This is a genomic window from Nocardia sp. NPDC059180 (genome assembly GCF_042754945.1).
Classification (GTDB): domain Bacteria; phylum Actinomycetota; class Actinomycetes; order Mycobacteriales; family Mycobacteriaceae; genus Nocardia.
Genome location: NZ_JBHZBU010000004.1, coordinates 94,968 through 116,620, shown reverse-complemented (window position 1 = coordinate 116,620; position 21,653 = coordinate 94,968). Strand labels below are relative to the sequence as shown.

The window sequence follows — 21,653 nt, the reverse complement described above, 5'->3', positions numbered from 1 at the left end:
GTGGAGCTAAGGGGAATCGAACCCCTGACCTTCTCGATGCGAACGAGACGCGCTACCAACTGCGCTATAGCCCCGTGCGGTTCTGGCGGGAACCGCGCTGTGACACTGTAGCAGGAGGCGGGCGCCGATTCCGAATCGGGCCCGCCACCTGGGGTTATTGGCCGGCGGCGCGGCGCATGTCGCCGCCGGCGGCGCGGTTGCGAACGGCGCGGGCCGCGGTGGCGTCGAAGGCTTCGAGGTGTTCGAAGGACGGGTCTTCGTCGTCGGTCTCGAGCAGGTCGGAGCGGCGGCGCAGGGCTCGGGCGGTGTCGCGGTCCATGCCGCGACGGGGGGCGGGGGCCGCCTGCTCCGCATGATCGTGCTCGGGACGTTCGGTGCGCGCGAGCCGGGCGCTGCGGCGGCGGCGGATGTCCTCTTCCATCCGGACCTGCTTGCGCAGGTAGGCCAGGTAGGTGACGAGAACGACGCCGGCCAGAGCGCAACCCCACCAGAAGACGGGCGCGATCGCCACGGCCAGCGCACCGCACAGGATGGCGCCGAGCAGCAGACCGAGGACGGCACGCTGGCGGAAGGTGTAGCGGGCAGCCCGGGCGATGGCGTCGGCTTCCGGGTCGAAGCCGCCGCGTCCGCGCCGGGTGGGGATGAAGTCGGTGTCCTCGGTGTCGGTATCGGTGTCGTGGTCTGGTTCGGCCACGGCGGGCAGCGCCGCGCGCGCAGGCGGTATCCGGGCGGCCACGGGGTCGCGCTCGGAGTCACGGTCGTCGTGGTCGTCACGGTCATCGTGGTAGGCCTGATCGTCACGGTCATCGAGGTCGGAGGCGTCGTCGGCCTCGGCATCGCCGGGCACGTCGGTGTCCGCGTCGTCGTCGATGTCGTCGGCCTCGGCCTCATCCACCTCGTCGAGGTCCGTCTCAGCCACGGCACGGCGGGTCGCCGTGGCGGTTGTTGCACGCGCGCCGGTCTCTGTGACGTCTCCCGGCGTGTTCTGTTCCTCGTCAGCCTCGGTGACGGGCTCGTCGGCCGAAGTCGTCATCCGATCCTCCGCATCATCGCTGTGGGGACGCTTTCTCTGCACTCGTCTCGGCCGCCAATCGGGGTCGCTCTCGTGCCCGGCGGCGGGCCCGGACTTGGTGCGCCGCTTGGAACCTCCGCGATGGAGCACCCGGGTAGCGAGTGCCGTATCGGTGGTCTGCCGGATCCGGGGATGCCGGTCGGCGAGTATCGGGAACAAGACGAAGACCCAGAGTACGACCAGGCCGATCCACAAGATCGAATTCGGCATCGCCGTCAGCACCTCCGTCCCCGCCTGATCCAGTTCCGACCCACGCCCCGCGCCCCGTCGCGGTGACAATCCGGCTGCCGCACAGGCGCTGCGGCATGGTCGCCGGGCGGGTCGCAGGCTCCCTGCCGATGGCGCAGGGCGCACCACCGACGTCCGTAGGTTAATTCCGGGTACGAGCATGATCCGGCAGGCGCGCCGTGCACATCCGCCACACCCGTCACATTTCCACCGTCGCGGCCCGTCGTCGGGCCCGCTCTCACAGCAGAGTCAACCGGCCTTCCCGTGCCAGCCGGTCCACTACTGTCCCGGCCACCTCTTCCACGGTCAGGCCGACCAATAGATGATCGCGCCAAGCCCCGTCGACGTCCAGATATCGGCGTAAGAGGCCTTCCTCCCGGAAACCGACATTGCGCAGCACCGCCTGGCTGGCCAGATTCTCCGGCCGCACCGTCGCCTCGACACGATGTAGGCCGACCGGTCCGAAACAATGATCGAGGCCGAGCGCCAAGGCCGCGGTCGCCACGCCTTGACCGCCGAGATCCTTGGCCACCCAGTAGCCGATCCACGCCGATCGCAACGCTCCGCGCACGATATTGCCGACGGTCAGCTGCCCGCTGAACGCCCCGTCCACCTCGATGACCAGCGGGATCATCGCGCCGCGCCGGGCTTCGGCCTTCAGGCTCGACCACAGCGAGGGCCAGTTGGAGGCGTGATTGCGCGCTTCCCAGGCGCCACGACCTGTCGGCTCCCACGGCTCGAGATGGTCCTGGTCCCGCAGCCGGATCCGGCTCCACGCGGCAGCGTCTCGCAACCGGACCGGCCGCAACGCCACCTGCCCGGCCGCGACTCGCACCGGGCCGAGATGTGCGGGCCACCCGGGATGCTGGGTCGCCCGGAAGACGTTCATGGTCTCCACTTTTCAGCCGCGCTGTGCGAGGAAGGCGACCTGGACCTCGTCGCCGGTCCGGATCTCGGTGTCGTCGGGATCGACGATGATGAGGCTGTTCGCCTCGGCCAGTGTCGCCAGTAGATGTGCGGACGCGCCCGCACCGGAGCCGAGCGGCTGCACCAGATAGTCGCCGGTGGCTTCATCACGCATCAGCTGCGCGCGCAGATAACCCTTGCGACCTGCCATGGATTGGATCGGAGTAATCGTGCGGGCGTGCACGATTCGCCGCATCGGCTGACGCCGACCGAGGGCGATCCGGATCAGCGGCCGCACCATCACCTCGAACACCACCAGTGCTCCGACCGGATTGGACGGCAGCAGGAACGTCGGCACCTCGTCGCGTCCGAGCCGCCCGAAACCCTGCACCGACCCTGGATGCATCGCGACCCTGGCGATCTCCAGTTCACCGAGCCCCTCCAGCGCCTCACGGACCTGTTCGGAGGCCCAGCCGCCGACAGCGCCCGCGATCACCACGACTTCCGAACGCACCAGCTGACCTTCGACCACATCACGCAGGCGGCGCGGGTCGGCGTCGACGATGCCGACCCGGTTGACGTCGGCGCCGGCATCGCGCGCGGCGGCAGCCAGCGCATAGGAATTGACGTCGTAGACCTGGCCGGGGCCGGGAGTGCGGTCGATATCGATCAGTTCCGCCCCCACCGAGATGACCGACAGCCGCGGCCGTGGATGGACAAGCACCTTGTCCTGGCCGACCGCGGCGAGCAAGCCCACCTGTGCCGCGCCGATGATCGTGCCCGCCCGTACCGCGACATCACCGGGCTGCACATCGTCACCGATGCGGCGCACGTAATCGCCGGAGCGCACCGGCTCATAGACCTTGATCCGTGCGCGGCCGCCGTCGGTGAAATCGATCGGCAACACCGCATCGGCCAGGGTAGGCAGCGGGGCGCCGGTATCGACGCGCACCGTCTGACGCGGCTGCAACCGGATCGGCTGACGCGATCCGGCGACGACCTCACCGACCACCGGTAGCGTCAGATCGACCAGTTCGCCTTCTTCGTCACGGATTTCGGCGCCGGCCGAGGCGACGTCGACGCTGCGCACCGCATAACCATCGATGGCGGCCTGGTCGAAGCCGGGCAGCGGCCGTTCGGTGACCACATCCTCGGCACACAGCAGGCCCTGCGCCTCGGAAATCGCGACCCGGACCGGCCGGGGCGCGACCGCCGCCGCGGTCACCTTGATCTGCTGATCCTCAACCGAGCGCATCCAGCCCTTCCCGATCTCCCTCGCCCATCGGGCGATCTCTTTCTACGAACTCACCTGCGGATCCCAGTCGGGGCCCAGCCGATGCTGCAGCCATTCGCGCAGGGCCGGGCCGTATTCCTCCCGCTCCAGCGCGAAATCCACTGCAGCACGAAGATAGCCGCCCGGGTTGCCCAGATCGTGGCGCGACCCACGGTGAACCACCACATGGACCGGATGGCCCTCGGCGATCAGCAGCGCGATCGCGTCGGTCACCTGCAGTTCGCCGCCCGCGCCCGGCTCGATGCGGCGCAGCGCGTCGAAGATCGCCCGGTCGAGCAGATAGCGACCGGCAGCCGCGTAGGTCGACGGCGCGTCGGCAAGGTCGGGCTTCTCCACCATCCCGTTGACGCGCAACACATCCGGGTCGGCGACGCCGGGAACCGGTTCCACGTCGAATACGCCGTAGGCGCTCACCTGGTCTTTGGGGACATCGATGGCGCACAGCACCGAACCGCCGCGTTCGCGCCGCACCCGGCTCATCGCGTCGAGCACGCCGCTGGGCAGCACCAGATCATCGGGCAGCAGCACCGCGATGGCGTCCTCGTCCGCGTCCAGGGCACTTTCGGCCTGCGCGATCGCGTGACCGAGCCCGAGCGGCTCCTCCTGCACGACCGAAGTGACATCCAGCAGACCGGGGGCCTTGCGCACCTTCTCCAGCAGATGGAACTTGCCGCGTTCGGCGAGGGTGCTCTCCAGCACCAGATCCTCGACGAAATGCGCGACGACGCCGTCTTTACCCGGCGAGGTCACGATGACCAGCCGGTCCGCACCGGATTCGGCCGCTTCGGCGGCGACCAGCTCGATACCGGGGGTGTCGACCACCGGCAGCAACTCCTTGGGCACCGTCTTGGTCGCGGGCAGGAACCGGGTCCCGAGCCCTGCCGCGGGCACGACCGCCGTACGGAAGCACGACTCCATCGCCGCGCCCGTCGTTGTGCCGGGCTCGCCTGCCTTCGCTGTCATATGCACACCTTATCTATCTATTACGTCGTCCAAGCCTGCTTCGCGGCGGCATCGCACCCGCATGAGCCTATGGTGATCACCGTGAACATGCCCGGTGAGCGCGACAAACATGCCTGGCGGTCGGAGATTCTCGCGCAGCGGGCCGCGTTGCCCGACATCGACCGGGCCGAGGAGGCATCTGCACTGGCAGCGACGGTCGGGCAAATCGATACTTCCGAATGGGTGTGCGCATACGTTCCGGTGCGTGGCGAGCCGGGCTCACCGGCGATGCTGGAGGCGCTGCGAGCAGCGGGTGCGCGGGTATTGCTGCCGGTAACGGGGCCGCCAGGGCCGCTGGATTGGGCCGAGTACACCGGGGCCGGGAGTCTGCGTCCGGCCCGCTATGGCTTGCTCGAGCCGAGCGGGCCCGCATTGGGCGTCACCGCGGTCGGCCGTGCGGGTGTGATTCTCGTCCCGGCGCTGGCGGTCGATCTGCGTGGCGTGCGGCTGGGTCGCGGTGCGGGCTACTACGACCGGACATTGGCCGCCGCCGACCCTGCGGCGCGACTGGTGGCGGTCGTCCGCGACGATGAGCTGGTGAAACGGCTGCCGGAGGAGCCGCACGATCTGCGCATGGGCTGGGCATTGACGCCGCGCGGTGGGCTGCGGCGGCTGTCGGGCCAGTGATCGCACGCGGGTAGCCGGTGACGTGGGAATGAATTCCCGATTGGCGACGTTGGCACTGTCGGCTGTAGAGTGCTAGACCGACGAACCCTGCGGAGGATCCTGTGCCAACTTATTCATATGCGTGCACCCAGTGTGATAACCGCTTCGATATCGTTCAGTCCTTCACCGATGAGGCGCTGAGCGTCTGCTCGGAGTGCTCGGGCAAGCTGCGCAAGCTGTTCAACTCCGTTGGCATCGTGTTCAAGGGCAGCGGGTTCTACCGCACCGACAGCCGTGGCGGCGCCTCCACCGCCAGCGAGCCCGCCAAGTCCGACAGCGGCTCCTCCTCGACCAGCTCCGACTCGACCTCCTCGGCCACCCCCGCGGCCTCGGCGAGCACCGCAGCAGCCAGCTGATCCGACCGCGGGTTATCCACAGCCCGCGAGTTGTCCACAACCTGTCGTTCACCCGGCCCGGGCCGGTGAGATGCGCCATACCCTCGGCACATGATCCGATCGCCGGCCCTGCGCCACCGGCTCCGACCACCCCGCGTCCACGACGCTCCGCTGGGCCGTGGTGAGACCCTGCGGGAAGCACTCTGGAATCGTCCGCCATGGGCCGACGGTCTTCTCGCCAGGCGGCTACTGGCCGGTGCACTCACCGCGGCGGCAATCATCTTGTTCCTCCGCGGAGACCCGGACGCCGACCGCATGAGCGTCGTCGTCGCAGCCCGCGATCTTGCACCCGGCCATCTCCTCGAATCGAGCGACCTGCGCGTTGTCGACCGCGAAGCCGGCGCCCTGCCCGGCGGCGCGGTCCGCGATCCCGCCCCGCTGATCGGCGCGACGCTGACCGGGGCCATGCGCAGCGGTGAAATCCTCACCGATCTACGCGTGATCGGCCCGCGACTGGCCACGGTGGCCGGTGGCGCACCGGATGCCAGGATCGTCCCCATCCGGCTGGCCGACACCGCTGTCGCCGACATCCTGCGCGCAGGTGATCGCGTGGACGTCATCGCCGCCGGCGAATCGGATCGTACGGCCGCACAGCAGGCACGCACGTTGGCCACCGACGCCGCCGTGGTGCTGATATCCGGCTCGCCGGGGGCCTCGCCCACCCGATCCGCGGAACGGGTGGTGCTGGTCGCCATGGGCGCCGAGAATGCCGCCGCCGTCGCCGCTGCGTCATTGAGTACCGCACTCACCGTCGTATTTCATTGATATCGATCACGTATGGCCGCCGCAACCCTTGTTCGCCACGCATTTGCCATACCGGTCTACTAGCATCCGTGAAGACCGGCAGGAAGCTGCGGAAAGTCGGTTCCGCACGTCGAAGGAGATACGGCAATGCTCAAGGGGTTCAAGGATTTCCTGCTTCGCGGAAACGTCGTCGACCTGGCAGTAGCGGTGGTCATGGGCACGGCGTTCGTCGCGATCGTCACCTCGTTCACCAACGGGATCATCAACCCGCTGCTCGCGGTTTTCGGCAGCCCCAACGAACTTGGGCTCGGTTTCCGGTTGGTAGCCGACACCCCCTCGACGTTCGTCGAAGTGGGGCCGATCGTCACCGCGTGCGTCAACTTCCTGATGATCGCCGCGGTCCTCTACTTCGTGCTGGTCATGCCCGCCCAGCAGATGAAGAAGCGCTACGCCAAGGAAGAGGAGGAAGAGGTGCTCAGCGACAACGACCTGCTCATCCAAATCCGCGATCTGCTGGCCGACAGCCAGAAAACCGGCGGCGGCCGCCACGAATACTGATCCTCTCCGAAACGACGAATGGGCCTGTCGCCAAGAGCGACAGGCCCATTCGTTTCGATACTGCGATATCAGCCGATGCTGAACGGCTGACCCCACAGGGTCACCACGGAGTTCACGTTCTCGGTCTCGACCTTGACCTTGACGAACGCGCGCGCCTGCGCGTAGCCGGCGCAGCCGCTCAGGCCGATGGTCTGGTCGGCCCAGGTCACGCTGCCGCTCTTGCCCTTGAACTTGTTGCGCTTCTGGTGATCCTCGTTGCCGAAGTCGTCGGCCTCTTCGATGTCGAGCACGTAGAACGACTTCGCCTGGCCGGGACCCAGCGACAGCTCGCCGCCGCTCTCGGCGCCGACACCGAAGGACTCGCCGTCCCAGGTGCCCTCACCGGAGACGCCACCCTCGACGCCGCCGCCACCGATGTTGACCTGGCAGCCCACGACGTAACCGGGGTAGATCTTGCCGCCCTTGGCGTTCGAGCCGGACAGCTCGACCTGCGCGCTGGCCGAAACCCACGCGTTGCGGTGCACCGGAGTGGAGCCCATGGACGGGTTGATGTTGGCCGACTCGCCCGCGAGGCGGACGGTCACCACGGTGCCGTCGGACAGGGTGCGGACGATTTCGCCGCCGGGCAGCGGTACGAAGGTGTCGGCATTGGCCGCACCAGTGGAGAACAGGCCCATCGCGACGGCCGCGGCGGCACCCGCACCGGCCGCACGCACGATGCTCTTACGGTTGATCATTGTGTAATGCCCCTCTGGGGTTGATTCGCTTCAGCGAGAGATTGATTGGCGGATTCGACGCACATCGGCTCGTTCCGGCCGAGGCGACCCGGCCGGGGAGACCCGGAATCAGCCGATGCTGAACGGCTGCCCGTAGAGGGTGGTCTTCGAGTAGTGGTCGCCGATGATCTCGACCACGGTGTAGGCGCGGGCCTGTGCGTAACCGGCGCAGCCCTGGATCTCCATCTCGACGTCCTGGTACTCGACGGAGTAGACACCCGGCTTGGTGATGTCCTTGTACTCGATCTGGACGAACTTGACTTCGCCCGGGCCGAGTTCGAGGCCGACCGAGCCACCGACGGAGGCACCGTCGAGGTCGACGCTGCCCGAGACACCGGCGGAGATGGCCTCGTCGCCGATGCTGACCTGGCAGCCGACGATGTAGCCGGTGTTCAGCTGCGACGTGCCGTGGGTGGAGGAGTTGTTGGTGCCCGGAGCACCGGTCGGGCCGTTGTTCGGACCCACCTCGCCCTCGGGAGTGACGGTGACGTCCGCGCTCGCGACACCCGAAACCCACACGGTGCGACCGGCACCGTTGGCCGCCATCGACGGCGAGACCAGCGCGCTCTCATGGGTGCGCTTGATGGTGACGCCAGGACCGATCTTCTCACCGTCCGGCAGTGGCACGAAGGCGTCGGCGTTGGCGGCGCCGGCCGAGAACAGTCCCATGGCCACGGCGGCGACGGCGCCGACGCCCATCGCGCGCGTGACGTTGGTGCGGTTCTTGCTCATACTTCCCCTCATCAGGATTCAGCGACAACCCCGTTCGCACGAGGATGGCCTACAACAGGCTCAGAAGAGCCTCTAAGAGGGCCCTGACCGCGAGATGAACCCGAATCGGCACAGGGAGTGAACAATCGGGGACGGCATACCGTCGGCTACATGGCAGCAAGATGAGGCGAAGGTAGCCGAGAGGTTACGCAGATCGGCCGAATCCGCCGCGACAAGGGCGATTCCGCCGGTCGCGGGCCGAAAACAGCAGAACGCGGGCCTGTCACGATTGTGACAGGCCCGCGTTCGAACTGCCGGCTACGTTTGCTCAGTCCTGGGAATACCCCGAGCAGGCCCCGATCAGCCCAGGCTGAACGGCTGACCCCACAGGGTCACGACCGACATAACGTTGTCGGTCTCGACCTTGACCTTCACGAACGCGCGCGCCTGCGCATAGCCGGCGCAGCCGCTCAGGCCGATGGTCTCATCGGCCCAGGTGACGCTGCCGCTGTTGCCCTTGAACCTGTTGCGGGTCTGGTGCGACTCGCTACCGAAGTCGTCGGCCTCTTCGAGGTCGAGGACGTAGAAGGACTTCGCCTGGCCGGGACCGAGCGACAGCTCGCCGCCGCTCTCGACACCGCCGGTCGGGTCACCTTCCCAGGTTCCGCCGGCCGAGGCGCCACCTTCGACGCCACCGCCGCCGATATTGACCTGGCAGCCGACGACGTAACCCGGATAGATCTTGCCGCCGACGGCACCCGAGCCGGACAGCTCGACCTGCGCGCTGGCCGAAACCCACGCGTTGCGGTGCACCGGAGTGGAGCCGAGGGAGGGGTTGATGTTGGCCGATTCGCCGACCAGCCGGACCGTCACCACGGTGCCGTCGGACAGCGTCTTGACGATTTCGCCGCCGGGCAGCGGCACGAAGGTGTCGGCGTTGGCCGCACCGGTGGAGAGCAGGCCCATGGCCACGGTCGCGGCGGCACCGATACCGGCCGCGCGCGCCACGATCTTACGGTTGATCATGTTTGTACCCTTCGAGGGTCGAGTTCGCTCGAGGCGAGAGGTTTGTACGGTCGAATTCGACGTCAGCCGATGCTGAACGGCTGCCCGTAAAGGGTTGTCTTCGAGTAGTGGTCACCGATGATCTCGACGACCGTGTACGCCCGCGCCTGCGCGTAACCCGCGCAGCCCTGGATCTCCATCTCGACGTCCTGGTACTCCACCGAGTAGTTGCCCGGCTTCAGAATGTCCTTGTACTCGATCTGGACGAACTTCACCTCGCCCGGACCCAGCTCCAGACCCACCGCGCCACCGACCGAGGCACCCTCGAGGTCGACGCTGCCCGACACACCGGCCGAGATGGCCTCGTCGCCGATGCTGACCTGGCAGCCGACGAGGTAGCCCGTGCTCAGCTGCGAGGCTCCGTGGGTGGAGGAGTTGTTGGTACCCGGAGCGCCGGTCGGGCCGTTGTTCGGACCCACCTCGCCCTCGGGAGTGACGGTGACGTCCGCGCTCGCGTTGCCCGAAAGCCAGACAACACGACCTGCGCCATTGGCCGCCATGGACGGCGAAATCAACGCATGCTCATGGGTGCGCTTGATGGTCACACCCGGACCAACCTTCTCGCCGTCCGGCAACGGCACGAAGGTATCCGCGTTCGCGGCCCCGGTCGAAAGCAGACCCAGGGCCACGGCGGCTGCGGCGCTGACGCCCGCAGCACGGGCTCCGCGGCGCAAACCGTTGGTGCGGTTCTCGCTCATACTTCCCCTCATCAATTTTTCTCGAACAGACCGGCCTCGACGGTCGAGGCTGGACATGGACCTCACAGGCCCAGCTCAGTGTGTCGCCTATTTGTTGCCGTTGTGTAACTCACCGTTATCTCAACGCAAAGCTCAACTACTGCCGAACCACGCCCCCATTGCGCGAGGTCTGCCCATTCGTGCAGGCCACTGGACTACGCAACAGGATGTGATGGTCCGAGGCGAGATTAACCGTCGGTAACGGAACGGACAACGAAAGCATTCGTCAAGGCCCTAGTGATCTGCATCACATACGCAAAAGGCTTATATCGCTTGACGTGCATAAATGCAGGTTGCGGGTTCCGGCAAAGTAGCCGAAAAAGACCGGAAGGCGCGTCGGCGCCGGTGTCGAATACGGGACAGGAACGTATTCCATATGGAGCTCCGGCACTTAAATGCTTGAAGCTCGAACGCCCCAGAAAGCTACGCGTCAGTAATTACGTAGCTGGGCAGTAGATAGGTCGCGCCGGTATGCACCAGCGGGGTAGCTGGGAGCGCGAAGAAGTCAACCGTGATGCGGCGGGACCTGGGACCGTAGCCAGTCGTCGGCACTCGACGGCGTGTCGCGGTCATCGCCACGCTCATCACCTGTCGTCTCGGGAAGTACGTCACCGAAGATGCGCGCCAAACGCGCCGCGTCCCCCGGCCGGCGGACCGGACGAGGGACATCGGATCGATCGTCGGTGGAACTCATTCATCCAATCCGGACAGTTCGCCGATCGCCCGGCTGGCGAGCGGACCGAGCGTCGCCATGCCGTCGCGGATGGCCGCACGGGTACCGGGCAGGTTCACCACGAGGGTACTGCCGGAGATGCCTGCCAGACCGCGCGAGAGACCCGCGTCCAGCGAACCGGCCACGCGACCGGAGGAACGCAGCGCCTCGCTGATACCGGGCAGCTCGCGGTCGAGCACCTGTGAGGTGGCCTCCGGGGTGACATCGCGCGGTGACATCCCGGTGCCGCCGACCGAGATGACCAGATCGACGCCACCGATCACCGCGGTGTTGAGCGCATTGCGGATCTCCACCTCATCGGCCTGCACCGTCACCGACGCGTCGACCAGAAAGCCCGCTTCGGTGAGCAATTCGGTGACCAGCGGGCCCAGCGAATCCACACCCCCGTGAGCCGTGCGGTCGTCGACGACTACGACCAGTGCGCGTCCTGCCACGGAACCATCGATGTCCATGGTGCTCACCGTAGCGCCATCGCCGAGCATCGGTTCCCATCCCCCGTGCAGCACCTGCATCACCGGCCGCCCTCGGTGGACACCGCGTCGAGGGTCACCTCGACGGTCTTGGCGTTTCCGCCCTGTTCATCGGTATATGTCACGCTCACCTTGTCTCCTGGTCGGCTGGAACGGACGGCGGCGACCAGTGCGTCGCCGGAGTCGATGGTGCGATCGCCCATCCGGGTGATGACGACACCCGCGGGAATCCCGGCCTTGGCGGCAGGACCGTCGGGGGTCGCCTCCAGCACCCGCGCACCGCGCACCGTGTCGTTGCGCGGGACCTTGATGCCGATCTGGGCATACGTGGCGTGGCCGGTCTTGATCAGTTCTTCGGCCACCCGGCGCGCCTGATCGACCGGGACGGCGAACCCGAGCCCGATCGAGCCGGTCTGCTGGCCACCCATTTCGGAGCCGCCGAGCGTGGCGATGGCCGTGTTGATGCCGATCAGCTTGCCGTTGGTGTCGACGAGCGCGCCGCCGGAGTTGCCGGGGTTGATCGCGGCGTCGGTCTGGACAGCGTCGATGACCGGGTTGGGGGTCGACGGGTCCGCGCCCGCGTCGCCGGAGGTGGAGACCGGACGGTTCAGCGCCGAGACGATGCCGGTGGTGACGGTGCCCGCCAGCCCGAGCGGCGAGCCGATCGCGATGACCGGCTGGCCGACCCGCAGGCCGGCCGAGCTGCCCAGTTCGATCGGGGTCAGGCCGGTTCTGCCTTCGACCTTGACGACGGCGAGATCGGAGACCGGATCGGCGCCGACCATGGTGGCGGGCGCGGTGCTGCCGTCGGCGAAGGTGACCTCCATCTTGGCGCCGGGGCCGCCGCCCGCGGCGACGTGGTTGTTGGTCAGGATCAATCCGTCCGAGGACAGGACGACTCCCGAGCCTTCGCCCTGGGCGCGATTGCTGGCGACCTTGATCATCACCACGCTCGGCAGCACTTGCTGGGCCACAGCCTGGGTGGAGCCCGCGGGCGCGTTGGAGGCGTTGTCGATATTCGGTTTCGGTGCGTCGAGCGCATTGGTGACGGCACTACCGCCGTTGTCGTTGCCCGCGACCAATGCCCCGACCGCACCGCCGACGCCGCCGCTGACCAGTGTCAACGCGACCGCACCCGCGACGAGCCCGGCGCGGATCGGGCGCTTGGGGGGCTGCGGTGGCACGAGTGCCTGAGGTGGCTGGGCGGCGTATGGATGGCCCTGCGGGCCGGGTGCCGAGTGGTAACCCGGCGGCGGCACGGACCCGGGCTCAGGCCCATACGGTCGATCGGTGAAATCCTCGGTCATGGTTACTCGTTTCTTTCTCACGTCGTGCCATCCAGAGTGGCGCCGACTGCTGAGAGCGGACTGAGACCGTGCTTTCAGTTTTCTGCGGATCGCAGATCTAGAGATCCGTTTCGCCCTCGGCGTTCGCACCGGGCGCACCTGCCTCACCGGGCAGCACGATGCGGATCAGCGCGCCACCACGCTCGGACGTATCGATCGTGATGGTGCCGCCGTGTTTTGTCACGACCTGTTTCACAATCGCGAGCCCGAGTCCGGATCCCGGCATGGAACGCGACGCGGTGGTCCGGTAGAACCGCTCGAACACCAGCTCACGTTCGGCGGGCGGGATGCCGGGGCCCGCGTCGTCGACCGACAGCTCCAGCAGTCCACGGCCCACCTCGGCCATGCTGACCCGCACCTGCGCGCCTGCGGGGCTCCACTTCGCGGCATTGTCGAGGACGTTGAGAATCGCCCGCTCCAACCCGGCCTCGTGCCCGTAGACGAACCACGGCCGCAGCGCAGCGACGAACTCGATCGAGCCGCGACGCCGGCGTGCGCGTTCGAGTGCCCGCTCGGCGACCTCACCGAGATCGACCCGCTCGTAGACGGTTTCCGGTGCGTCCTCCCTCGCCAGGTCGACCAGGTCGCCGACAAGGGTGGACAACTCCTCGATCTGGGCGACTACATCCATGCGCAGCTCGGCCATGTCTTCGTCCGGGATCCGTGGTGCGCCCGGCCTGCCCGCGGCGATCAGCAGCTCCATATTGGTCCGCAGCGAGGTCAGCGGCGTGCGCAGCTCATGGCCGGCATCGGCGACCAGCCGCCGCTGCCGATCACGCGATTCGGCCAGCGCGCGCAGCATGGTGTTGAAACTCTCGGTGAGCCGGGCCAGCTCATCGTCACCGGTGACCGGAATCGGGGTCAGGTCGTCGGTGCGGGCCACTCGCTCGGTGGCCGCGGTGAGCCGGGCGATCGGCCGCAATCCGGTGCGGCCGACCGCGGTGCCCGCCGCCGCGGCCAGCAGCACGCCACACCCGCCGACCACGAACAGCAGCCAGGCCAGCCGGTCGAGTACCTCACGGGTCGGTTCCAGCCGCTGGGAGATCACCAGCGTCACACCCGAATCCATGCGCCGCGCCAGCACGCGCTGGTTGTTGAAGGTGCGCAGCGATGAGGTGTGCTCGCCCTTGGCGACCGCGATCTCCTCGGTGCCGATGGGCGGTTTGGTCGGCTGCGGCGGTATGTAGACCGGGAGGCTGTCGAGGGTGCGCTCACCTTCGGGGGTGGCAGGCGGCGAGGACACCGAGAACGGGTAGATCAGCCCGACGCCGATGTTGTTGGAGAACAGCGTGGCCACACCGAGCGACTGGAACGCCATGCTGTCGATATCGCCGTTGATCATGGTCGCGGCCCTGGCGCGCAGCTGGGCGTCGACGTCACCGTAGAGGGCGCGCGCCACCATCGCGTAGGCCGCGATCGAGGTGACCGCGACCGCGATGGCCACCACCGAGGCCGCCAGCAGCGTCACCCGCCAGCGCAGCGATACCGTCCTGGTCAGCGGTGTGGGCGGACGCATCGGTGCGGGCTCGTCCGTGCCGCGTCGCGGCTGACCGAGCGGGGCGACGGTCTCGCTCACGGCGGCTTTCGCCTGCCGTTTGGAAGTTGTGCGTGCCATGTCCTCGCCCGCCTACGGCGGTGTCTCCCGCAGTACGTAGCCGACACCGCGCACGGTGTGGATCAGGCGCGGTTCGCCGTCGGCCTCGGTCTTGCGCCGCAGGTAGCCGATGTAGACCTCGAGTGCGTTGCCGGAGGTGGGGAAGTCGTAGCCCCATACCTCCTCCAGAATCCGGCCGCGCGTCAGCACGCGGCGCGGATTGGCCATCAGCATTTCCAACAGCGAGAACTCGGTGCGGGTGAGGCTGATCGATCGAGATCCGCGCAACACCTCGCGAGTGACGGGATCGAGCGACAGATCGGCGAACCGCATCGTTTCCGAGGCCTCACCCGGATCGCTGGTCCGGCGGCGCAACAGTGCGCGCAGCCGGGCGAGCAATTCTTCGAGCGCGAATGGTTTCGGCAAATAGTCGTCGGCGCCGGCATCCAGGCCCGCTACCCGTTCGGAAACCGAATCCCGCGCGGTCAAAACCAGAATCGGCAGATCGTCACCGGTGCTGCGCAACCGGCGGCACACTTCCAGCCCGTCCAGGCGCGGCATCATCACATCGAGCACGAGCGCGTCCGGTCGCTGCGCGGTCACTTTGTCCAGTGCGTCGACACCATCGACCGCGAGGTCGACGGTGTAGCCGTTGAAGGTCAGCGACCGTCGCAGCGATTCCCGGACGGCGCGATCGTCGTCGACTACCAGAATGCGCATGTGACCAGTTTGACCGCATCGACTGAGAGCCGACTGAGAGGGCTCCCGTGACACGCCGCCAGGGGCCGGATCCATGGAAAATATGTTTGCCCGAGGTCGGTTAAATGATCTTGACCTGCAGGTTTACCGGATTGCCGGGTAAACAGACCGGTGCGTAATGATTCATACGCGAAACTTGTTCTCCTCGGCCATATTCGAGGTTTAACGCAGGGAACGTCCAGATTGCCGATGCTCCCGCTGCGGGGTATGTTCCGTGCGGTAAAAAGAAGACCTCAGGTTGGTTCTGGCGCGGGTCGAATCGAATCCAGAACAGCCACGCGCGGCCGGGGTCACTCGTGATGCGGAGGCGACACAAGCGGATGGAAGCTGCACCGCGACCCTGGCAATTCAGCCTGCCCAACTGGTCGGTTACCCGCAAGGTCGGCATCGTGCTCGTGCTGCCGGTGGTACTTGCCACCGTGTTCGCGGTGCTGCGGATCAACAACGAACTGCAGACCATGGACCAGTTGGATGCGGCCACCGAACAGGCCATCATCATCCGGCCCATCGTCAAGTTCGGTACCGCCACCGAACATCTGGCCGTGACCGCGACCTCGAGCTGGGGCAACCCCGCCGATCCGCGCACCGACGCCGCGCTGACGCGATTCGATCAGGCGCTGGCGGATATGGAAACCGCGCTGCAGGACACCGGGGTCAGCAGCAAGGTGACCGCCGAGCTGTCCTCGGCCGTGGCCATCGGCACCACCATGCGCAACAGTCTGCGCAGTGGATCGCCTGCCATGGTCGGTGATCAGGCCGACGAGATCGGCATGCGCATCAGTAACGCGCTTGCGCTGTCGCCCTCGGTGGAAGACCTCGTCATCCAGCGATACTTTCTCCAGCTGACCACGATTCAGACCGCGCGCCGCGTGCTCACCGAACAGCGCATGCTGATCAGCTCGCCGGATGCCGCGCGCAACCCGAGCATGCGGGCGAGGGTGCTGACCTCCGCGGGCGCGGAGCTGACCATGATCTACCAGTACGGCCAGATTCTGCCGGAGCTCGCGGGCAATATGCGTCCGCTGCTGGACGCGGTGCAGACCAGGCTGGCGACCTTCAGCCAGAACACCGCCGACCCGGCGAGCAACCCGGCGGTGCTGGACTCGCTGCAGATCAGCGCCGACACCTACGACGCGACCACCGCGCAGCTGACCGGCGTCATCGACGCCGCGCTGCTCGACCGCACCACCGAAGCGCAGAACAGTGCGCTGCGGGAGACCACCATCGTGATCGCGGTGCTGCTGGCCGGCCTGGCGCTGGCGCTCGCGGTCGCGCGCACCCTGGTCGTTCCGGTGCGCAGGCTGCGCCGCGACGCGCTCGAGGTCGCACACGTCAAACTGCCCGAAGAGCTGTCGGTGGTGCGTGCCGGTGGCGTCACCCCCGCCATCACCCCGGTCGCTGTGCACACCACCGACGAGATCGGCCAGCTGGCCCGAGCCGTCGACGAAATGCATGAACAAGCGCTGAATCTCGCCGCCGAACAGGCCCGTCTACGAGTGCAGATCGGCAACATGTTCGAGACGCTGTCGCGGCGCAGCCAGTCGCTGGTGGAGCAGCAGCTGGCGCTGATCGAAAGCCTCGAACACGACGAGGAGAACAGCGAACGCCTGCAGAGCCTGTTCCGCCTCGACCACCTCGCGACGCGCATGCGCCGTAACGGCGACAACCTGCTGGTGCTCGCCGGTACGGCGCTGCGCCGCGGCCAACTGCAGCCGGTGGGGCTGTCGGACATGCTGTGGAGCGCGGTCTCCCAGGTGGAGGACTATCAGCGGGTCGAGATCGGCACGGTGCCCGACGGCGTCGTCGCCGGAGAGCCCGCGGTCGATATCGAGCACCTGCTCGCCGAGCTCATCGACAACGCGCTGCGCTACTCCCCGCCGACCACGCCGGTCGCGGTCACCGTCTCGCGTGCGGTCGACGGCGGGTACCTGATCGAGATCACCGACCGCGGCCTCGGCATTTCGGCCGAGGACCTGCAGACCACCAACGAACGCCTCGCCTCCGGTGGTGAGGTCACCATCGAAACCGCGCGCCGGATGGGTCTGTTCGTGGTCGGCAGGCTGGCCAAACGCCACACCATCACCGTCAGCCTGCGCCGCACCTCCACGATGGCGCAGCAGCCGGGCATCACCGCGAGCGTGCACCTGCCCGGCGCACTCGTCGCGCCGGCGATGGACGACGACGGAATGCCCGGCGGCAAGCCCGCGACCGACCCGTTCGCCGCCCTGCCGCCCGGTGCGCCGCCACAGCGCGCCCTGGTGTCGGTGCCGAATCTGCCGGAAGCGCCGCCGCAGGCGCCTGCCGAATCCGAACCCGCGCCGCCGATGTCGACCTGGGGCATGACCAGTTCCGGGCTGCCACAGCGTCGCCCGTCCATGCGGGTCGCCGAGCCGCCGGAGCAGCCGTCGATCTCGGTGCCTGCGAGCGCCCGCCCCGATTCCGGTCCGGAGTCGACCAACGGCCACCTCGGCGCCGAGGAGCGTTCCGGCGCCACGCCGTTCGGACCGCCGACCCCCGAACCCCACCCGGGCGACGCCGACACCGGACCGAACCGGATCGTCACCGCCGATTCCGAAGAGGAACCGACCGGGTTGTGGGCCGAAACCGCCGAGCACCCGATCGTGGCACCACCGCAGGCCGAACCCGAACCCCGGGCCACTACCGCCGGTTCCGGTCTGCCGATCCGGCGCCCGGCCACCGTCCGGGACGAACCGCAGGCTCCCCCGGCGCCCCAACCCGCCCCTGCACCGCAGCCTGCCCCCGCGCCGCAGGCACCCGAGACCGTCACCGTCACCGCCGAATCCGCGGCGGCGACCTCGACATCGACCCGGCTGCAACCGGTCGGCGGTGATTCGCCGACCCCGATCTATCAGCGCATGGTCTCGGAATGGCTGGTCGAGCCCGCGACCACACAGCCGTCGAACAGCACCTGGTCCTCCCCCGCGGATGCGGGCTGGATGGCGGCCGAGGACGCCAGCAAGCCGACCACCAGCGCCAGGACGGTCGGGGGGCTGCCGATCCGCAGGCCGGGCGCGCAATTGGTGCCGGGTGGCCTGGCCCCGGCCGAAGAAGCGGGCCCCCGTGACCCGGAGGAGATCCGGAACAACCTGACCAGGCATCTCAGTGGAGTCCGCAGCGGGCGGGCCGACGCGCAGCACAACGACGGAGGGCTTGCATGACCAACCCGAACCCGAACAGCACCACAGACGAGAACCTGAACTGGCTGGTAGCCCGGTTCACCCGGGACGTCCCCGGAGTCTCGCACGCGGTCCTGGTGTCGGCGGACGGCCTCTTGCAGGCCACCAGCCCGGCCCTGCCCGCGGACCGCGCCGAACAGCTGGCAGCGGTGACCGCGGGCCTGGCGAGTCTGTCCGCAGGCGCCGCACAGCTTTTCGACGGCGGCAAGGTGATGCAGTCGATCGTGGAGATGCAGCGTGGCTACCTACTGGTGATGAGCGTCGGCAACGGCTCGCACCTAGCGGTGCTTGCGAACAAGTCGCACGATATCGGCCGCATCGGCTACGAGATGGCATTGCTGGTCGATCGAGTGGGCTCGGTGGTTTCAGCCACCGCCCGAAGTGCCGTCTGAGTGTTCGATGTCCACATTCGGCTCCGGGCCGTACAACCGGCCAACCACTCGCGTCAGACCGTATGCCCTGACGTCGGGGCGTACCGAGCCCGCGGTCGACCTGCCGCTGGAAGCGGTCATCGAGACCATCTCCTATACCCCGCGCGGTGATTGGCCGTCCGGTGATATTCGCATCGAGATCCTGCGACTCGGTGCGCACCTGCTCTCAGTTGCCGAAATCGCTGCACACCTGGATCGTCCGCTCGGTATGGTCCGGGTCGTTATCGGCGATCTCGTCGTGGACGGGAACCTGCGAGTGCATTCGACTCTGACCGAACAGGCTAGTTATGACGAACGCCGTTCCCTGATGGAGAGGACATTGCGTGGACTCCGTGCCCTATAGGAGACCGGACCGGGGCTCCGCGCCCGAGGATACCGACAATCGCACGGCATCGACCAAGATCGTCGTCGCTGGTGGTTTCGGTGCGGGCAAGACCACTTTCGTCGGCGCGGTGTCGGAAATCGTTCCGCTGCGCACCGAAGCCATGGTCACCCGGTTCTCCGACGGTATCGACGATCTCGCCGATACCCCGGAGAAGGAGACGACCACGGTCGCCATGGATTTCGGCAGGATCATTCTGCCCGGCAACCTGGTGCTTTACCTGTTCGGCACACCTGGCCAGCGACGTTTCTGGTTCATGTGGGACGACCTGATCCGCGGCGCCATCGGCGCGGTGGTGCTGATCGATACCCGCAGGCTGGAGGACAGTTTCGCGGCGGTCGACTTCTTCGAGGCACGTAATCTGCCGTTCCTCATCGCGGTGAACCGATTCCCCGACGCGCCGCGTTTCCCGATCGCGGAGCTGCGTGAGGCGCTGTCGGTGCGGCCTGGTGTCCCGATCGTGGATATCGACGCGCGCAATGCCGTCGAGGTGCGGCAGGCCCTTGCGGCGGTGACCGAGTACGCGATCTCCGAGCTGCAGGCCATGGAATTGGAAGGGGCCGCCCGGCATGGCTGACACGCTGGCTTCGGCGACAGGGCTGCTCGCGGCCGACGCGACCGCCGAGATGGATTGGTTCGCGATGGGCTATTGGCTCATCGGGCTCTCGCTCGGGGTGTCGGCGCTCGGTGCGCTGGTCGGCCTGGCGTGTGTGGTGCACGGCAGGCGTTCGGCTCGGTTCCGTCCGGTGTGGCTGGCCGCGGCCGCGGTGTCGATCGGCGGCGTCGGGATCTGGCTGGCAGCGGCGGTGCTGCTGCTCGGGGTGGCGGTACCGGGGACGGTGTTGCGCTACGACGCGGCCACGCTGGGTGTTTCGCTCGCCGTGGTCGTCATCGCGGTGTTCGCCGGGCTGGTGATCGCGGGTCGCGAGCTGCGGCTGACGCGTCTTCTCACCGGCGGTGTCGTGATGGGTCTGGGCGCAGGGTTGATGCTCTACCTGCAGCTGGCCTCGGCGGATGTGCAGGGCTCGGTCGATCTGTCGGTGTGGCTGCTGGTGGTGGCCGCGGTGATCGCGGTGCTCATCGCGGCCGCGTGCCTGTGGTTGTTCCAGTCGATGCAGCTGCTCGCCGCGCGGGTGGGCACGATCGTGCTGTTCGCGCTCGGTGTGGCCGGTGTGTACTACACCGGCGTCGCCGCGCTCGGCTTCAGAGTCGACGATGCCGCCGAATCTCCCGCCGGGATGCAGTTGTTCGACTTCGTGTTCCCGATGTTCGTGCTTGGTTCGCTGGCATTGGCACTGCCGATCACCGCCGTGCTGGTTGCGCCGGATCGGCGCGAGCTGGCGGCGGTCGATCCGTCTCCGCGTCCGGTGCTCGAGCCGGCGCGCTGACCGGGACGGGGGGATCAGATGACTGCCGAGCAAGAAGCGTTGCTGCGTGAGTTGCGGGCGCAGATCGGGGAATTGCGCACGGAGGTCAGCGATTTGGAGGCCACCGTCGCCGATCTGGTGGTGCGGGTGGAGCAGCTGGCCGGTCCGTCGCTGTCGTGGCTGTTGACGCTGCCCGCGGCGTTGATCGGTGAGGTGCTGAGCCGGGTGGTGGCGGCGCTCTCGGCGTTGCCGGGTGTGCCGAGTTGTGGCGGGGCGGCCGAGGGTGCGGGCGGCGCAGGCCGTCCATCCCCCTGATCGCATGCGGTACCAGACGCGAGAAGCGTGGCGAATGAGGTGGTTTCGGCGAACGCCGGAATACTTGGCGATGAGCGGGTTCTCCCTGAATCGGGAGAACCCGCCCTCCTGATCGAGGGTACCGACGGGCTATCGCGAAATCATCAGTGCGGCTGGACTTTTAATCAGGCCAAAAACCAACTCTCAGTACGAATTTCGAGAGTTGGCAATCTGCTCGCAATCGGCCCTTCGAGGGTATCGCCAAGTCGACCCTGCGGCAAGGATAACCACTCGATTGCCACCACGCCGTTGCTGCCGCGAGTGCACACCGGGTGAATCTGGAGGCAACGGCAGCGCCCCGACAGCTTATTTCCTCCGAAGTTCAGCCCCCGTGACGGTACCTTGCGCGATATCGTCGGCATCGCACATGCAGGTTCGTCCGAAGGAGATTCGTATGGCCGTCAACGTTGTGCTCGACAAAGTGCTCGACAAGGAGTACGAAAGCAAGTCCCTCGAGGAGATTCTCGCCGCTCCCCCGTCGGCGCTCGCGGGCCTCACCGATGCCCACGACAAGCAACTGCTGGACGCCTTGAAGATCAAGTCCATCGCCGATCTGGGCACCAACAAGTACTTCCAGCTCGCCGCCACCCTCGTCCGACTGTCCGAGAAAGCGGGCTGACTCCGGCGATGACATGAGCCGGGCGGCACCGCGTGATGCGGCGCCGCCCGGCTCATCGCGGGCGAACGGATCAGCGGATCCGTTCCGGGTCGATCAGCCCCCGCCGCACCGCCTGGACGAGACGGCGCGGAACCCGATGCACGACACCACCGACGCTGACCGGCACGAGGTCCGGTGGTGTCGCTTTCCAGTTCGAGCGACGGCTGCGGGTGTTGGACCGTGACATCTTGCGCTTGGGCACCGCCAT

25 protein-coding genes and 1 tRNA gene are annotated in these 21,653 nt (G+C 67.5%); 11 read left to right on the top strand and 15 right to left on the bottom strand.

Annotated features, from left to right (window positions below; translation table 11 throughout):
* Position 1: 1 nt before the first annotated feature.
* The 5 genes from ACFXNW_RS14870 to ACFXNW_RS14850 form a co-directional block, all read right to left on the bottom strand.
* Positions 2-74: transfer RNA gene (locus ACFXNW_RS14870), tRNA-Ala, on the bottom strand.
* Between the two features lie 80 nt (positions 75-154).
* The gene (glpR, locus tag ACFXNW_RS14865; protein WP_379418227.1) at positions 155-1,282 is read right to left on the bottom strand and encodes a gephyrin-like molybdotransferase receptor GlpR; all 1,128 of its coding nucleotides are present in this window, start codon (positions 1,280-1,282) and stop codon (positions 155-157) included.
* A gap of 256 nt (positions 1,283-1,538) precedes the next feature.
* Positions 1,539-2,189, bottom strand: a complete 651-nt coding sequence (locus ACFXNW_RS14860) for a GNAT family N-acetyltransferase (protein WP_379418226.1) — start codon at positions 2,187-2,189, stop codon at positions 1,539-1,541.
* A gap of 12 nt (positions 2,190-2,201) precedes the next feature.
* Complete coding sequence (glp, locus tag ACFXNW_RS14855; RefSeq protein ID WP_379418225.1) at positions 2,202-3,461, bottom strand: gephyrin-like molybdotransferase Glp; 1,260 nt, start codon at positions 3,459-3,461, stop codon at positions 2,202-2,204.
* 42 nt (positions 3,462-3,503) lie between these two features.
* Positions 3,504-4,463: a UTP--glucose-1-phosphate uridylyltransferase gene (locus ACFXNW_RS14850; protein ID WP_379418224.1), complete on the bottom strand. Its 960-nt coding sequence runs from the start codon at positions 4,461-4,463 to the stop codon at positions 3,504-3,506.
* A gap of 69 nt (positions 4,464-4,532) precedes the next feature.
* On the opposite strand from ACFXNW_RS14850, the gene ACFXNW_RS14845 reads away from it, so the two are divergent.
* The 4 genes from ACFXNW_RS14845 to mscL all read left to right on the top strand — a co-directional run bounded on the left by ACFXNW_RS14845 (position 4,533) and on the right by mscL (position 6,865).
* Positions 4,533-5,129, top strand: coding sequence for a 5-formyltetrahydrofolate cyclo-ligase (locus ACFXNW_RS14845; protein WP_379418223.1), 597 nt, complete (start codon positions 4,533-4,535; stop codon positions 5,127-5,129).
* Positions 5,130-5,230: 101 nt separating this feature from the next.
* A complete protein-coding gene (locus tag ACFXNW_RS14840; protein ID WP_379418222.1) occupies positions 5,231-5,524 on the top strand; it encodes an FmdB family zinc ribbon protein in 294 nt (97 codons plus the stop codon).
* Positions 5,525-5,614: 90 nt separating this feature from the next.
* A complete protein-coding gene (locus ACFXNW_RS14835; RefSeq protein ID WP_379418221.1) occupies positions 5,615-6,328 on the top strand; it encodes an SAF domain-containing protein in 714 nt (237 codons plus the stop codon).
* 126 nt (positions 6,329-6,454) lie between these two features.
* The gene (gene mscL, locus ACFXNW_RS14830; RefSeq protein ID WP_379418220.1) at positions 6,455-6,865 is read left to right on the top strand and encodes a large conductance mechanosensitive channel protein MscL; all 411 of its coding nucleotides are present in this window, start codon (positions 6,455-6,457) and stop codon (positions 6,863-6,865) included.
* Between the two features lie 68 nt (positions 6,866-6,933).
* Here mscL and ACFXNW_RS14825 read toward each other — a convergent pair whose 3' ends face one another.
* The 9 genes from ACFXNW_RS14825 to ACFXNW_RS14785 all read right to left on the bottom strand — a co-directional run bounded on the left by ACFXNW_RS14825 (position 6,934) and on the right by ACFXNW_RS14785 (position 15,017).
* Positions 6,934-7,602, bottom strand: a complete 669-nt coding sequence (locus tag ACFXNW_RS14825; protein WP_379418219.1) for an MspA family porin — start codon at positions 7,600-7,602, stop codon at positions 6,934-6,936.
* 108 nt (positions 7,603-7,710) lie between these two features.
* Complete coding sequence (locus tag ACFXNW_RS14820; protein ID WP_379418218.1) at positions 7,711-8,373, bottom strand: MspA family porin; 663 nt, start codon at positions 8,371-8,373, stop codon at positions 7,711-7,713.
* A gap of 339 nt (positions 8,374-8,712) precedes the next feature.
* Positions 8,713-9,378 (bottom strand): MspA family porin, encoded by a 666-nt coding sequence (locus ACFXNW_RS14815; RefSeq protein ID WP_379418217.1) that lies wholly within the window; start codon positions 9,376-9,378, stop codon positions 8,713-8,715.
* Between the two features lie 62 nt (positions 9,379-9,440).
* Complete coding sequence (locus ACFXNW_RS14810) at positions 9,441-10,115, bottom strand: MspA family porin (protein ID WP_379418216.1); 675 nt, start codon at positions 10,113-10,115, stop codon at positions 9,441-9,443.
* A 544-nt stretch (positions 10,116-10,659) separates the two neighbouring features.
* Positions 10,660-10,848, bottom strand: a complete 189-nt coding sequence (locus ACFXNW_RS14805; protein ID WP_379418215.1) for a hypothetical protein — start codon at positions 10,846-10,848, stop codon at positions 10,660-10,662.
* On the bottom strand, positions 10,845-11,339 hold the full coding sequence (locus tag ACFXNW_RS14800; RefSeq protein WP_178125269.1) for a molybdenum cofactor biosynthesis protein B: 495 nt from the start codon (positions 11,337-11,339) through the stop codon (positions 10,845-10,847). The genes ACFXNW_RS14805 and ACFXNW_RS14800 overlap by 4 nt, the downstream gene beginning before the upstream one ends.
* Before the next feature lie 59 nt (positions 11,340-11,398).
* Positions 11,399-12,664 (bottom strand): trypsin-like peptidase domain-containing protein, encoded by a 1,266-nt coding sequence (locus ACFXNW_RS14795; protein WP_379418214.1) that lies wholly within the window; start codon positions 12,662-12,664, stop codon positions 11,399-11,401.
* A 97-nt stretch (positions 12,665-12,761) separates the two neighbouring features.
* The gene (locus tag ACFXNW_RS14790; protein WP_379418646.1) at positions 12,762-14,219 is read right to left on the bottom strand and encodes an ATP-binding protein; all 1,458 of its coding nucleotides are present in this window, start codon (positions 14,217-14,219) and stop codon (positions 12,762-12,764) included.
* A gap of 111 nt (positions 14,220-14,330) precedes the next feature.
* The gene (locus ACFXNW_RS14785; protein ID WP_280233478.1) at positions 14,331-15,017 is read right to left on the bottom strand and encodes a response regulator transcription factor; all 687 of its coding nucleotides are present in this window, start codon (positions 15,015-15,017) and stop codon (positions 14,331-14,333) included.
* 359 nt (positions 15,018-15,376) lie between these two features.
* Here ACFXNW_RS14785 and ACFXNW_RS14780 point away from each other — a divergent pair, with 359 nt between their 5' ends.
* From ACFXNW_RS14780 to ACFXNW_RS14750, 7 genes are all read left to right on the top strand, one after another.
* Positions 15,377-18,235 carry an ATP-binding protein gene (locus ACFXNW_RS14780; protein ID WP_379418213.1) on the top strand — a complete coding sequence of 953 codons (2,859 nt, stop codon included), beginning with the start codon at positions 15,377-15,379 and terminating at the stop codon, positions 18,233-18,235.
* Entirely contained in the window at positions 18,232-18,645 is a 414-nt protein-coding gene (locus ACFXNW_RS14775; protein WP_379418212.1) for a roadblock/LC7 domain-containing protein, read from the top strand. Before ACFXNW_RS14780 ends, ACFXNW_RS14775 begins: the two co-directional genes overlap by 4 nt.
* 7 nt (positions 18,646-18,652) lie before the next feature.
* Positions 18,653-19,027, top strand: a complete 375-nt coding sequence (locus ACFXNW_RS14770; protein WP_163826365.1) for a DUF742 domain-containing protein — start codon at positions 18,653-18,655, stop codon at positions 19,025-19,027.
* Positions 19,017-19,643, top strand: coding sequence for an ATP/GTP-binding protein (locus tag ACFXNW_RS14765; RefSeq protein ID WP_163826386.1), 627 nt, complete (start codon positions 19,017-19,019; stop codon positions 19,641-19,643). Before ACFXNW_RS14770 ends, ACFXNW_RS14765 begins: the two co-directional genes overlap by 11 nt.
* On the top strand, positions 19,636-20,454 hold the full coding sequence (locus ACFXNW_RS14760; RefSeq protein WP_379418211.1) for a hypothetical protein: 819 nt from the start codon (positions 19,636-19,638) through the stop codon (positions 20,452-20,454). Before ACFXNW_RS14765 ends, ACFXNW_RS14760 begins: the two co-directional genes overlap by 8 nt.
* A gap of 18 nt (positions 20,455-20,472) precedes the next feature.
* Positions 20,473-20,748 (top strand): hypothetical protein, encoded by a 276-nt coding sequence (locus ACFXNW_RS14755; protein ID WP_379418210.1) that lies wholly within the window; start codon positions 20,473-20,475, stop codon positions 20,746-20,748.
* 433 nt (positions 20,749-21,181) lie between these two features.
* Positions 21,182-21,406 carry a hypothetical protein gene (locus ACFXNW_RS14750; RefSeq protein ID WP_379418209.1) on the top strand — a complete coding sequence of 75 codons (225 nt, stop codon included), beginning with the start codon at positions 21,182-21,184 and terminating at the stop codon, positions 21,404-21,406.
* A gap of 70 nt (positions 21,407-21,476) precedes the next feature.
* Here the strand turns inward: ACFXNW_RS14750 and rpmF are convergent, their stop codons facing one another.
* Positions 21,477-21,653 (bottom strand): 50S ribosomal protein L32, encoded by a 177-nt coding sequence (gene rpmF / locus ACFXNW_RS14745; RefSeq protein WP_379418208.1) that lies wholly within the window; start codon positions 21,651-21,653, stop codon positions 21,477-21,479.